Raw genomic sequence first — 13,968 nt, 5'->3', positions numbered from 1 at the left:
GATCAATAGTAATACCCTCCTCCCCATGTTATAATTTAAGTCCCTGAAATCACACAGATTACCAAATGAGCGTACTTGTATTTGATATTGAAACCATACCCGACATCGATGCAGGGCGAACATTATATAATCTGGATGGTTTATCCGATATGGAAGTTTCCCAAGCCATGTTTGCATTAAGACGAGCAAAAGTTGGAAACGATTTTCTACCTCATTATTTACAGAAAATTTGTGCCATATCCTTAGTTCTCAGGCATGGTTCACAGCTGAAAGTCTGGTCCCTTGGAGATGAGCATTCGGATGAAAAAGAATTAATTACTCGTTTTTTTGCCGGTATTGATAAACACACTCCAACTCTGATCAGTTGGAATGGCAGTGGTTTTGATTTACCGGTTTTACACTATCGCTCTCTATTGCACGGTGTAAGTGCACCAACTTATTGGGAAACTGGTGAAAATCAACAATCTTTTAAGTGGAACAATTATTTAAGCAGATTTCATTATCGTCATATAGATCTGATGGATCTTATTGCAGGATATCAAAATAAAGCCTTCGCACCACTCGACGACATTTCCACCATGCTCGGTTTCCCAGGCAAAATGGGTATGAGCGGCTCTAAAGTCTGGGAGCAATTTGCAGCAGGGCAAATAAGGGAAATAAGAAATTACTGTGAAACAGATGTACTTAATACCTATTGCGTCTACCAGCGCTTTGAGCTAATTCGTGGAACCATCACTCATGATGAGTACACGAATTCTATAGAGCACTTAAAAACCTATCTGGGGACGGAGAAGGACAAACAACACTTGCAGGAGTTTTTGCGTCAAATGAATTGATGCATTATCATTTCACATTATTTTAGTGGCATTTTGTTAAAACAGAATGACACTGGACTTAGGAAAAACCGCAAGGTCGAGGTAAAATGAATTTTTAACGAAGAGATTGGGCATTTTTCGTAAATTCTGTGATAATTACTATCGAAAAATACGCCAGAGCAGGTATATACTATACGACTGTTCATTAGAATTTCATTCGTAAGGCAAAAGCAATGTCTGAACCACTTATAAACATATCCCACAGACAAGCTATAACTTTCGCCTGTTTTCTAGTCTTGTACGAATTTCTAACCTATATCGCCAATGATATGATCATGCCCGGGATGATTCATGTTGTTAACTCATTTAATGCGCCTGAATCAATGGTAGCTACATCACTTACTGTGTATATTCTCGGTGGAGCCAGTCTGCAATTAATTCTTGGTCCGGTATCTGATGCTTACGGCAGAAGACCCATGATGTTGCTTGGCGCAAGCTTATTCTTTATTTTTACCTTACTGATTGCCTGTTCACATTCAATGGATCAATTTCTTACCGCCCGATTTTTCCAGGGTATGGGTTTATGTTTTATAGGCGTCATTGGATATGCAACCATTCAAGAGCTGTTCGAGGAAATGGATGCGGTACGTCTTATTGCAATCATGGCTAACGCCGCAATTTTAGCGCCCTTATTAGGACCTATCTTAGGCGCGATCATTATTCACTATACCTCATGGCGAGTCATCTTTGTGATGATAGCACTTTGTGCAATTTTGGCTCTTTGGGGGTTATGGCGATATATGCCTGAACCAATAGGTCAGATTAAAAAAGACGGCCACCAGATCCCCAAAGCACCATTATCGCTTCTATCTGTATTCAAAAATTATTGGGATCTACTGACTAATGCAACTTTTTGCTACAGTGCTTTGGCAATAGCCATAGTAGGTATTCCCTGTATTGCCTGGATCGCCCTCGCACCAATAATTATGATTACCGAAGCAAAATTAACGGTCATTCAATACGGTTTATGGCAGCTGCCAATTTTTGGAGCAACAATTTTGGGTAACTGGTTTTTACACCGTTTGACTTACAAAATGGAACTTAAAAATATAATTTATCTGGGTTGCATCATTATGACCTCAGGAATAATATTAATGGCATTATTGCCTTATTTCTATGGAAATAATTACATCTATTTAATTCCCGGTGTCATTATTTACTTCTTTGCCCTCAGTGTAATTAACGCGCCATTAAATAGATTCTGTCTGTTTGTCACCTCAGTGAGCAAAGGTACCGCTTCCGCGCTGATCAGTCTAAGTGTGATGATTATTGGTGCAATAGGTATTGAAATAGCTAGCCTGTTTTATCACAGCCATAATAATCTTCACTTCGGAATTTATTGTAATGCTATTGGATTACTGTTCTTATTATTCATTGCATTAACATTTATGGGAGAAAAGAAGTCTTCAATTAAGGTGGGTTAATAATTCAGATTTTGAATATAAAAATAACTTGCTGTCGGTTATTTGAATAAGAATATTAAGCAAGATAGAATACCAGTCGCCAATTAAATCACTAAGGATGTATGATGACGTTAGACAGAAGGTTTAAAGATATTGATAAACAATTTGAGGCCTTTCAACATTTAATTTTAGATGAAAAACTACTGGCTCAAAGTGGATATGCTGTTCTACTTGGCGATCAGCAGCTCCAAATATTAAAAAATGCTGGAAAAGATCTGCAGACAATAAGAGATTTCTATCATGATCGTTATTACAATAAAAACACTATTTCTCAATCAGAAATTATAGATAAGTATAGTGAGCTGTATTCAATACTCTATCAATTAAGCCAAAATAATTTGGATCTGAATAAAGCCATAAATAAAATTGAAGCCAGTTCCAATGAGTGGCTCGATGAACTTGTTATGGAAAGTATACTCAACGTATGTTATTCAGTAGCATGGCTTATACCGCTAGTCGCAGGTGCAGCGATTCTTCCATTCGCATTGCCATTATTGTCTTTGAGCACCTACATGGGATTGTCTGTACTTATCTCCGCAACATCATCGATGTTCCTGTCTCTCTCAAAAGTTTGGGATAATATGTCCAGTATTGAAAACACAACTCCGTTGGTTGAAAATACAACATTGGAGCGTTCATTGCTCACTAATATGCATACTTTTTATCAGTCTAATTTAAGAAAAAATATTAAGTTGGATAATTCACCAGAACATCAAGAACAGAGAATGGATGAAACGATACTTTCTTGTTAAAACCCAAAACGATACATGAACAATTAAATGTTTTGCGCACCTCTATCAAGGTGCGTATTGAGTAACATTATACACATAACACACAATCATCCAGTACCCAATTATTGAAGTTTATGTGCAGGATGTGTTTCTTTTATCAAAAACGCTGCAATAAGCAAGCTTCCCAAAAAACACAGCGGCATAACCAATAATGCGGTTTGGTAGCTGGAAATATCATACACATGTACCCCATTGACCAAACGCCAGGAGTCCGTGTGCTGTAAGATATAACCTACCAGGGGTTGAAATATGGCGCCACCGATTAAAACCGATAAATTATTAAATCCGGACGCTGTTCCAACCAGCTCTGGAGTGTTATTCTCTTTAACAACAGCGAAACTTACAGTTTGTCCGCCTGCACCCAAACCAAGAGTGAATAAGGTAATATAAGACCAGCCATAGGGCAGATTTGGATAATACAGCAATATCAAAGTGGCAAACAACCCTAAAACAGCACTAATGATTAGAGCTATACGCCTGCTTTCAATGCGATCACTGAGCCAACCCAGCAAAGGACTGCCTATACCTATGCCAATCCAGATCATGCTGCATAATCCTGATGCAGCAACCACAGTAATTTGATATTTTTCCTGTAAATAAGGTACGCCCCATAATGCAGCAAAAACTGCAATAGGAGTCCAGATGGCAAAAGCATAGCCACCTATAATCCAGGTATGGGCATGTTTGCATACTGCTACAAGTCGTTTCCATTCATCTCTTAAATAATGATCAGGAATTGACTGATTTTGCTGATGGGGATAATCGCGAATAAAAGCCCAAAAACATCCAGCCAGTATGAAGCCTATAGCAGACAGTATAAAACTGGCATTACGCCAGCCAACATGACTAATTAATGCAGCAAGTGGCATTTCGCCAAACATGGCACCTACTGAACTCATCAATTGGGCTATACCTGCAAGAATGGCGAAATAATACGGTGGAAACCAGCGTGAAATAAGCACTAACACACCGATAAATGAAAATGCAGAGCCAATACCAATCAAAAATCTTCCTATACAGGCTGTGAATACACTATCTGTCGAGGCAAAAAAAGCAGAGCCTATGGCACAAAGAATAATCGCAAATGTCATTAATTTACGAGGTCCATAGCGATCGTATAATACTCCAGCAGGCAACTGCGATGGAGCATAGGCATAAAAATAAAAGGCGGAAATTACACCAAAGCCCTGCCCGGACACACCAAAAGTTTTCATCATGGATTCTGCCATGACACTTGGCGCTACCTGAAGAATAAATTCATACAAATAAAAAGATGCTGCGAGAAAAAAAATAAAGTACGCTGCAGCCAGACTATCACCTACTCCATCCTTTGCTTTTATAGTGTAATGTGCGTTCAATTTAAATTCACTCTGATGAGAATTGCCCATTTAAACGCAAGGCGATTTGGTTTGTCAATATCATTTTATTATAGGATATACTGCACCCAATAGTGCAAGTTCTTTCGCGCCGGTAATCGATGTTAAATTAACAGGGATGTAATCCAAAGTTTGAGATGCTAACCAGGCAAACATCATGGCCTCCAGATAATCAGGACTAGCACCGGTTTCAGCAATACTGCAAACCTTTATATGAGGTAATAAATCAGCCAGAGAGTTAAGTAAATGCGTATTGTGAGTACCTCCACCGCATAAATAGACTTGTTTTATTGCACCTTGATTGCTGATGATGGTACTGGCTATCGATCGTGCGGTTAACGCCAATAAGGTAGCCTGGATATCAACTGGTCTATATTCCGAGTCAACATGGGCTTCTAACCAGGAAAGAGAAAAGTATTCCTTACCGATACTTTTAGGAGCTGACCATGAAAAAAATGGGTCTGCCAATAATTGAGTCAATAAAGGTTCAATCACTGTTCCTTGTTTAGCCCAAGCACCTCCGGCATCATATGATTTATGTAGGTGCCGCATAATCCATGCATCCAATAAACAGTTTCCTGGTCCCACATCCCAGCCACGTGTTGGTTGATGTGGTTTAATAAAAGTCACATTAGAAATACCGCCAATATTAACTAATGCTATTTCTGAATCACAATTAGAAAATAACTCCTGATGATAAAGTGGCGCAAACGGAGCACCTTGACCACCATTTACTATATCTCTTGTTCGAAAATCAGCGACTACTGTTATGCCTGTTAATGATGAAATGGTGTGTCCGCATCCAAGCTGCAATGTATAAGGAATGTCACATTTGGTTTCGTGACACACTGTTTGTCCATGACTTCCTATTGCCTTGATTGCTCTATGAGAAACCTTAGTCTCCTGTAATAATTCATTTACAGCGTGGGCAAATTCTCTGCCAATTAATGTATTGAGTTGGCAAATTGATGCAAGGCTTATTGAATTGCCACTGACCAAATCATCAATGCGTTTCCTTAATTCATCACTGTATTTCTTGGTAATGCCACATTTCAGTTTATTAGAGGGTAAGTCAACCAAAGCGGCATCGATACCGTCCATACTGGTACCTGACATCAAACCTATATATAAACTCATGGAATACTCTAATTAATGATATAGTTGATATATAGTACTAAATACGAAGATAACTGACAAAGTTCTCGTTAAATAAATTGCATAACAGATATTATCGGTAAAATATCTGAATTTTATTTCAAGGATAGAGATGTACGTTACAAAAACTCCATTTTTCTATATTGCCTGTCTTTCGGGTTTTTCATTAATAACCTTTGATTTATACCAACCGGCATTACCGACCATTATCAATTATTTTCAAACCACTCATGAATTAGGACAACTTACTCTAAGTGTCTATATCTTTGTTAATGGATTCGCTCAGCTCATCTGGGGACCATTGATTGATCATTTTGGTCGGTTGCAATCGATTAAGGTCAGTCTATCACTATTCTTGATCGCTACCATGATTTGCATTTTTTCCACGTCTATTTATATGTTAATTGCCGGTAGAGCATTGCAAAGTTTCTTTATCTGCTGTTCTGGAGTCATTGCCCTATCGTCAACCCGAGATTATGAAAAGACTGCAGAACGAGCCAATATCATTTCACATATCTCAATGATTGTATCTATTTCACCGATTATTGCGCCATTATTCGGAGCAGTAGTATTTCTCTATATGGGATGGCAGGCGACTTTTATATGCATGGCGGTATTTGGTTTTATACTTCTGCTGCTTGCCAGAATGATATTGAAGGAATCACCCTCATGGAACAGGAGTAAATCGAAATTTTCTTATATAAAATCATTAAAACAATACAGGTACATTCTTCAAAACAGGCATCTTTGGTTAGGGATGATTATCCTTAGCGCTTCATTTACCAATATAATGATCATAATAATCAATATCACTTATTTAATCATTAACCAACTGCACTACTCACCTACTGCCTTTGCTTTAATCTTTGCATTCAATGGATTCACAATGATCCTGGGCAACTATATAGGTATACGTCTTAGAGATTATTTCTCATTAAGATGGAATATGTGTTTTGGTAGTCTGATGATCATCATTGGAGCCGCTATTTCGCTGATGCTCTATTATTTTATTGGTTTTAGCCTAAACTGTCTTGTCCCTTTATTATTGGTTACTCTAGGGGTAACTATCACCAATCCACCCGCATTATCCCTGGCACTTAAAGATTTTAACGAACAAGCAGCTTCGGCAACCGCTGTTATCAATACGATGCGTATGACTGTATCTTCACTGATTGCTGGAGTGGTTGGGAGTATATTAACGACCAATGATTACATACTACCCTTGAGTATGGTGCTCTTGGGCTCTCTGTGTTTATTATCCAGCCTACTACACAGAAATTAAAAAATCAGCCTATTAGAGCAATGAATTTTACAAAGCTTCCTTGCAGATGAATTTCAGTTTTCTGTACTAGATTTTTGCAATAACAGAACTTAACTCACCAGTAACGTTATTATTCACATCCAGCCATCCCAGTTGCTTCATCACCAATTTACTACGCATTCCCGTTCCTTCTTTAGATAAGCCTTGAGCGTGTTTTACGATTTCAGATAAATCCATGTCATTTGTAACATAACTTTTGACAAAAAATGAATAGATACCACAATATAAACTTTTGTCTGAAACCAATTGTTTATTATATTGTTTCAAAAAGGTTTCTTTTAATTGTTCCCTTTTTACTTTCTTCTCTTGCTCCTCAATCGCTAATTGTTTTGCTTTTTCGTAGGTATTTTTTTCTGCGCCTAATTTGCTATTGAGAAACTCAACAACGGCTTGATTCCCGTATTTAATAGAAACATCGAGCATACTATCAATGTGCTCTTCAGGTAAAAGCGAATTTTGAGGACGTAATTGATAGCATTGTTCAATAATATCCAGATTACTTGATGAAATTGCCATCAACATTAACGAGTGAAACATTCCTGTATCGAGTATTACTTCTTCCTTTTTAAATTCAACAAATAGTTTATTAAAAAAAGGCACTGCCAAGGATTGAGCATGTTCTAAAGCATCATTTAAAAATACATCATCATCAATAGCTAAAAGAATATCAGACTGCAATTCACCAACAAAGCTAAATGAATCGTCAATTTCATGGTTGTACATTTCTAAAATAGTGCAAGCTACTGTATTGGCAAGATGATATAGCGCGGCAATACCTTTTTTTCCCCAACGATGCTTACCAGGTCCCTCTTTTAATTCATTTAGAGTAGGAGCCCTGAATATAAAGGGAAAGGTAGCAACATCTGAGACTACATCCCAAAACATGTATCTCACTACAGGGGGTTCATTAGAGTTTTGAGGCAGTTCAAAAATGATATGCTGACTGTCATCATTTGTTTGTAATATATTGATTGGTAACGAGAATGTGTAAGCAACCGCATATTCCTTGATGATTTTTTTAAACATGTGTTGAACGAATTCTTTATCCTTAAAACGTCCTCTCATGCTGTGAAAATCAGGAGGAGTACCAGTCACTCTTTGACTGCCCTTGGAATCATGTATGACTATAGATTCGTCATTACACAGACTTTTAAAGTCCTTGGTCAACAGACCATTAATGGCTCGCGGCTGTTCTCCAGGAACTCTTATTTCGATCGAAACCAACTCGAATTGTTGGGTTTTCAAACCTAATTGGCTTATCTCATCAAGTATAAGCTTTTCAAATTGAATTTTCTGGTTCCAATGTTCTTCACTTCGATATTTATGGGGTATAAAAAAACATAAGGCGTCATCTTTAAGCTGATACACATGCTTTTCTGAGCCACCGCCAATGCGCTTACAGTCAGTGAGTTTATAAATCGTGCCATTTATAGTTAAAGTTGTTCCCTCAATTTTTTGATAAAATAGCCTTAACCATTCTTGCATCATTTTCTCACAACAAAACCAAATGACATGCAATATATCACAAAGTACAAATATTGGTCAAACATTAAGTTTTAGTGTTCATTTAAAGATGAACACTAACTTCGGTATCATGTATTGGATTCTGAGTAGATAACAGTACATAACTATACCTTCATCCATACTTTTAATGGATTGATAACTCTGAGTTTTGTAAGTTCGGTGTTCTTTTGTTAGGGGCTGTTGACAACTCACCCTAGTGTGTTTCACTTAATTTAAAACATTTATAGAAGTTATCCGTGGTAATTCTGGCAATCGTTTCATAATCCATTCCTCTTAATTGAGCAATCGCTTCTGCAACATATTTCACCAGTGCCGGATGATTTTGCTTTCCTCGGTAAGGAACAGGAGCCAGGTAAGGTGAATCTGTTTCAATCAATATTCGGTCCAATGGAATTTGTTTTGCAACTTCCTGAAGGGCAACAGCATTTTTAAAAGTAACAATACCTGAAAATGAAATATAAAAATTAAGGTCGATAGCTCTTCTGGCAATATCAAGATCTTCGGCAAAACAATGCATTACTCCACCAATTTGATGGGCATTTTCTTCAGCCATTAATAAGAGAGTATCTTCAGCTGCCTGGCGTGTATGAATTATCAGTGGCTTTGAGGTAATTAATGCGGCTCTGATATGCTCTCTAAACCGCTCCCGCTGCATTTCCTGCGCTTCATCTGTGAGCGTCCGATAATAATCAAGCCCTGTTTCACCAATAGCGATACATGCCGGGTTAGCTGCTAAATCACAAAGTAAGGATGCAGTTACCGGATCGGCCATCTCACTATTAGGATGTACACCTACCGAGATATTAATATTAGAGTGTGCTGCGGCTATAGCTTCCAATTGTGGGTAATCACTTAATTCAACGCAGACCGTTAGGAAATGCTGAACTCCATTTTCTTTTGCGCGATTTATTACCTCAGACAGATCATTATTAAAATCAGCTAAATCAATGAAATTTAAATGACAATGTGAATCGACTAACATGTGAATCCTCTGTAGAAATCAAATCAGATAGTATCCGTCATTTGCGTTGATTTTAACATTCCTGCCAAATAAGTTTCGATTTTATTACACAGATATCTACTGTTTTCACCCTGAAACTGCACGCCTATTCCTGATGGCTTGTTACCCTGTGCTCCCCTTGGAGTAATCCATACTACCTTTCCATTCACAGAATAAGCATCCTGTTCATTAATTAATTTTACTGATAATTCAACTAGTTCACCCAGGGGATAAATGTGATTTGTTCGTATAAAGATCCCCCCTCCTTTAACAAAGGGCATATAAGCCAGATACAGAGAGGCTTCACTGGTAAACGAACAGTTTATCAGTTGAGTTTTATCCGCCATAAACCCTCCTCTTTAATACTCGTCCAGATTAGGTACCTGGTATTAAAGAAAATAACAAATCTTCTAAAACCAATGTATGATTTACATTCATATTATGGCTTATTTTTCTCAATAATGTATTTATTTTATCAATTTGGTCAAATATTGAAATCTGAGGCAGTAATGTCAATAACTTATTAAGCTGAAGGGTTGCTGGACCTGTCGCAGCAGTTTTCATGACATGCATGTGTTCTATTTGTGCATACACTAAATATAAAAACCATAAAAAACTACCCAATTCATATTGAGTCCATTGAGCCGCTAAAACACAAGGATGCTGCCTGCGTTCAATCAAGGCAATGAGTCCATCTAAAATGACTTCGGCTTGATTAAAAAGTACAGCCCTCTCGGATTCATGTGAGTAGTGTTCTCCAAGCGTCAATAAATTATTTGATGTTGAATCATCTACAGGAGAAAATGTGATGATATGACATCGACTCAATACAGTTGGGAGTACAGTAGTTAACTGTTGTGCTATTAAAATAAAAACAGTATGTTGTGCAGGTTCTTCCAATATTTTCAATAATGCATTTGCTGAAGCTGTATTCATGCGATCAGCTGACTCGATAACAATTAATCGGTAATTGGATCGTTGAGGCGTTAGATAAGCTGAACTTTGTAGATCTCTAATTTGATCAACTTTAATAGCTCCGCCATTCTTTTCAGGCTTAATCCATTCAACATCTGGATGTTCCATTCGTTCAACCATCTGACAATCACCGCAACTCATGCAAGGTTCATTCTGGCCTGATTTACACAATAATAAATTCATGGTCTTTCTGACAAACAACCCAAGTTCACAATGTAAAGGTCCAACCAATAACATGGACTGTGGAATGCGATGGTTAACAAATGCGGCTTGAATTTTTTGCCATTGTTCCTGATGATTATTCATCATCATGCTCGAGAAATCGAATTATTGCTTCCTGAATTGCACAACGTACATCAGTCAGAGAACGACTTGCATCAATTGTAACAACATCAGGATTCACATGAATGTACTTTATATACGCATCATGCACACGATGAAAAAACTCAAGAGCTTGTTGTTCAATTCGATCAAATGCACCGCGCTGTTTTGCTCTTTGCATTCCAATCTCGGGAGATATATCCAGATACAAGGTAAGATCAGGTTTAAATCCATTGAGACAGAAAGAGGATAAACTATTTATCATTTGAAGATCCAACCCTCTACCCCCACCTTGATAGGCTATAGTAGATAATTCAAATCGATCAGCAATAACCCATTTTCCTTGCCGCAAAGCGGGTTTAATCACTTGTTCAATCAATTGAATACGTGCAGCATAAAGCAAAAGTAATTCTGTTTTGTCATCCAGGACATCACTGTATTCAGGATTTTTAATGAGGTCTCTTAATATCTCACCTACAGCTGTTCCACCCGGTTCACGCGTCGTTATAGAACTGATATCACGTTTTGATAGCTCATCAATTACAGTATTCACTGCCGTCGATTTGCCTGCTCCTTCCAATCCCTCAATTACTATTAATTTTCCCGCTAACAATGCCATTAATAGTCCTTTCTTTGATATTGATTAATCGCTTGACGTTGTTGCTCATAAGTTTCTGAAAATTGATGAGAACCATCTCCTTTGGCAACAAAATACAAATATTTGGATAATTGAGGATGAGCTGCTGCATCTATGGATTCTTTGCCTACCATCGCTATTGGTGTTGGAGGTAAACCTCGGTATATATAGGTGTTATATGGCGATTTAATTAATAGATCATTATGGGATAATTTACCTTTATAATCATTACCTAATGCATAAATTACAGTAGGATCCATTTGTAAAGGCATTGATTTCTTTAATCGATTGACCATTACACCCGATATAAGTGTTCTTTCCTGGGGAATGGCTGTTTCTTTTTCAATTATTGAGGCTGCAATAAGCAGTTCATAAGCACTTCTATAGGGTAAATCAGCTGCTCTATGAGACCAGGAATCATTCAAATAAGACATCAGATTACGATGTGCCTGCTCTAATAGAGTTTTACTGCTACTGCCACCTTGATATTGATAAGTATCTGCCAGTAGTAATCCTTCAGCATTAGGATAATTACCTTTAATTGATAACCAATCATCAGGATGATAATTTAAATAGTGTGCTTTCATTAAATCCTGAGCCACTTTTTGCTGAGTTGTTCCTTCAATAATTGTAAATTTTTGAGTTATTACATCACCAGCAACAATTCTCTGCAGCAACTCCATTACTGTCTCACCCGGATTTATTTGATATACGCCCGCTTTAATTTGATGAGAGAGTCCTTTACAACGAATGATCAATAGCAAAAGTCTTGTTGAATGAATCAGCTTTTTTTCTTTTAATAATTGAACGACCTGATAGGCTGATGCAGAGCGATCAATACTGATTATTTGCGCGGCGTCAGTCTTGGGAATAACAGGACATTGTACTAATCTGTATATATTCCAGCCGACAAGAAAAAAAGACATAAAAAACACAGCAACAATACAAACTACCAGTTTTTTATGTCTTGGGGATTCCATTTAGATTCGCTTAAATAGCAGACTGCCGTTCGTACCACCAAAACCAAGTGAATTACTTAAAACATAATTAATGGTTCTCTTTTGTGGTGTATGCGCTACATAATTCAAATCACAACCTTCATCAGGGTTATCCAGGTTTATAGTTGGGGGGGCAATTTGATCTTTAATTGCCAAAACACTGATGATGGCTTCTACTGCTCCAGCAGCACCTAATAAATGTCCGGTCATTGATTTGGTAGAACTCACTGCCAGGTCATAAGCATGTTGCTGAAAAATACGTTTGATGGCTTTGGTTTCATTCATATCATTAAGATACGTCGAAGTACCATGAGCATTGATATAATCAACTTGTTGTGGATTAATACCCGCATCATGAATGGCCGCCTCCATGGCACGTGCAGCACCATCAGCATCTTCATCTGGTGCCGTGATGTGATACGCGTCACCCGACATGCCAAACCCTACTAATTCAGCATAAATTTTAGCGCCACGGGCCTTAGCATGCTCATATTCTTCCAAAACAAGAATACCAGCACCTTCTCCCATAACAAAACCATCTCGGTCTTTATCCCAGGGTCTTGATGCTTTTTCTGGTTCATCATTACGTTTGGATAAAGATCGTACTGCTGAAAATCCAGCAAGACAAAGTGGTGTAGTGGTCATTTCTGCGCCACCGCAAATCATGACATCTGCGTCACCATAAGCAATAATCCGACCGGCAAGTCCAATATTATGAGTTCCTGTAGTACATGCAGTCACTACAGAAATATTAGGGCCTTTTAAATTATGCTTAATAGAAATCTGTCCAGCAACCATATTGATTATGCCTGCTGGAATAAAAAATGGTGAAACTTTACGCGGACCACCAGAAACCAGTTTATCCTGATTGTTGGTAATCGTTTGAATTCCACCAATACCAGCGCCCACAGCAACACCCGTACGACGTGATAAGGCTTCATCAATCTTCAAACCAGAATCAAGCATGGCCTCTTCAGCAGCAGCAATTCCATATTGCGTAAATACATCCATTTTACGAGCATCTTTGACAGGCACATAGTTCTCAACATTAAAATTCTTGACCTTGGCCCAAATTTTAGTGCTGTATTCGCTGGTATCAAAATCTTCAACCAGACCTACACCACTAACTCCTGCCAATATATTTTGCCAAGTTTCTTGTACATTAAGTCCGACAGGGGTAAGCATCCCCATGCCAGTAACAACCACACGCCGTTTATTCAATCAAAGCTCCTCGAAAAAATTAGGCTTCTTCTTTATTTAAATTAGATTCAATATAATCAATAGCTTCCTGAATCGTAGTAATTTTTTCTGCTTTCTCATCAGGAATTTCAGTCTCAAACTCTTCTTCAAGAGCCATTACCAACTCCACAGTATCCAGAGAATCAGCACCCAGATCGTCAACAAATGACGCATCATTTTTTAACTCTTCTTCCTTAACGCCTAATTGTTCAACAACAATTTTACGGACACGGTCTTCAACTGTACTCATAACTTGATTTTCCTCTTTCGGTTGATAGAAATAATTTAAAATA

14 protein-coding genes are annotated in these 13,968 nt (G+C 37.8%); 4 read left to right on the top strand and 10 right to left on the bottom strand.

The window, feature by feature from the left end:
- Window positions 1-65: 65 nt before the first annotated feature.
- The 3 genes from Lqua_RS04980 to Lqua_RS04970 all read left to right on the top strand — a co-directional run bounded on the left by Lqua_RS04980 (window position 66) and on the right by Lqua_RS04970 (window position 3,090).
- On the top strand, window positions 66-836 hold the full coding sequence (locus Lqua_RS04980) for a 3'-5' exonuclease (protein ID WP_058473185.1): 771 nt from the start codon (window positions 66-68) through the stop codon (window positions 834-836).
- Window positions 837-1,048: 212 nt separating this feature from the next.
- Window positions 1,049-2,299, top strand: coding sequence for an MFS transporter (locus Lqua_RS04975; RefSeq protein ID WP_058473184.1), 1,251 nt, complete (start codon window positions 1,049-1,051; stop codon window positions 2,297-2,299).
- A 101-nt stretch (window positions 2,300-2,400) separates the two neighbouring features.
- The gene (locus tag Lqua_RS04970) at window positions 2,401-3,090 is read left to right on the top strand and encodes a DUF5638 domain-containing protein (protein ID WP_133141052.1); all 690 of its coding nucleotides are present in this window, start codon (window positions 2,401-2,403) and stop codon (window positions 3,088-3,090) included.
- A 101-nt stretch (window positions 3,091-3,191) separates the two neighbouring features.
- Here the strand turns inward: Lqua_RS04970 and Lqua_RS04965 are convergent, their stop codons facing one another.
- Together Lqua_RS04965 and Lqua_RS04960 are read right to left on the bottom strand one after the other, a co-directional pair.
- Window positions 3,192-4,487 carry an MFS transporter gene (locus tag Lqua_RS04965; RefSeq protein ID WP_058473752.1) on the bottom strand — a complete coding sequence of 432 codons (1,296 nt, stop codon included), beginning with the start codon at window positions 4,485-4,487 and terminating at the stop codon, window positions 3,192-3,194.
- 60 nt (window positions 4,488-4,547) lie between these two features.
- Window positions 4,548-5,642, bottom strand: coding sequence for an anhydro-N-acetylmuramic acid kinase (locus Lqua_RS04960; protein WP_058473182.1), 1,095 nt, complete (start codon window positions 5,640-5,642; stop codon window positions 4,548-4,550).
- Window positions 5,643-5,772: 130 nt separating this feature from the next.
- On the opposite strand from Lqua_RS04960, the gene Lqua_RS04955 reads away from it, so the two are divergent.
- Window positions 5,773-6,942, top strand: a complete 1,170-nt coding sequence (locus Lqua_RS04955; RefSeq protein ID WP_058473181.1) for a multidrug effflux MFS transporter — start codon at window positions 5,773-5,775, stop codon at window positions 6,940-6,942.
- Window positions 6,943-7,008: 66 nt separating this feature from the next.
- Here the strand turns inward: Lqua_RS04955 and Lqua_RS04950 are convergent, their stop codons facing one another.
- The 8 genes from Lqua_RS04950 to acpP all read right to left on the bottom strand — a co-directional run bounded on the left by Lqua_RS04950 (window position 7,009) and on the right by acpP (window position 13,967).
- On the bottom strand, window positions 7,009-8,469 hold the full coding sequence (locus Lqua_RS04950) for a hypothetical protein (RefSeq protein WP_133141053.1): 1,461 nt from the start codon (window positions 8,467-8,469) through the stop codon (window positions 7,009-7,011).
- Between the two features lie 229 nt (window positions 8,470-8,698).
- On the bottom strand, window positions 8,699-9,487 hold the full coding sequence (locus Lqua_RS04945; protein WP_058473179.1) for a TatD family hydrolase: 789 nt from the start codon (window positions 9,485-9,487) through the stop codon (window positions 8,699-8,701).
- Between the two features lie 23 nt (window positions 9,488-9,510).
- A complete protein-coding gene (locus tag Lqua_RS04940) occupies window positions 9,511-9,852 on the bottom strand; it encodes a PilZ domain-containing protein (RefSeq protein ID WP_058473178.1) in 342 nt (113 codons plus the stop codon).
- A gap of 28 nt (window positions 9,853-9,880) precedes the next feature.
- The gene (locus tag Lqua_RS04935; RefSeq protein ID WP_083501260.1) at window positions 9,881-10,786 is read right to left on the bottom strand and encodes a hypothetical protein; all 906 of its coding nucleotides are present in this window, start codon (window positions 10,784-10,786) and stop codon (window positions 9,881-9,883) included.
- Entirely contained in the window at window positions 10,779-11,420 is a 642-nt protein-coding gene (tmk, locus tag Lqua_RS04930) for a dTMP kinase (RefSeq protein ID WP_058473176.1), read from the bottom strand. Before tmk ends, Lqua_RS04935 begins: the two co-directional genes overlap by 8 nt.
- Window positions 11,420-12,418: an endolytic transglycosylase MltG gene (gene mltG, locus Lqua_RS04925; RefSeq protein ID WP_058473175.1), complete on the bottom strand. Its 999-nt coding sequence runs from the start codon at window positions 12,416-12,418 to the stop codon at window positions 11,420-11,422. Before mltG ends, tmk begins: the two co-directional genes overlap by 1 nt.
- Window positions 12,419-13,657 carry a beta-ketoacyl-ACP synthase II gene (fabF, locus tag Lqua_RS04920; protein ID WP_058473174.1) on the bottom strand — a complete coding sequence of 413 codons (1,239 nt, stop codon included), beginning with the start codon at window positions 13,655-13,657 and terminating at the stop codon, window positions 12,419-12,421.
- A 19-nt stretch (window positions 13,658-13,676) separates the two neighbouring features.
- Entirely contained in the window at window positions 13,677-13,967 is a 291-nt protein-coding gene (gene acpP / locus Lqua_RS04915; RefSeq protein ID WP_420798055.1) for an acyl carrier protein, read from the bottom strand.
- Window position 13,968: the final 1 nt, after the last annotated feature.

Origin of the sequence: Legionella quateirensis, from assembly GCF_001467955.1 — a bacterium.
In the GTDB taxonomy this organism is placed as follows: Bacteria; Pseudomonadota; Gammaproteobacteria; order Legionellales; family Legionellaceae; genus Legionella; species Legionella quateirensis.
This window is presented reverse-complemented; position numbering and strand designations above follow the sequence as displayed.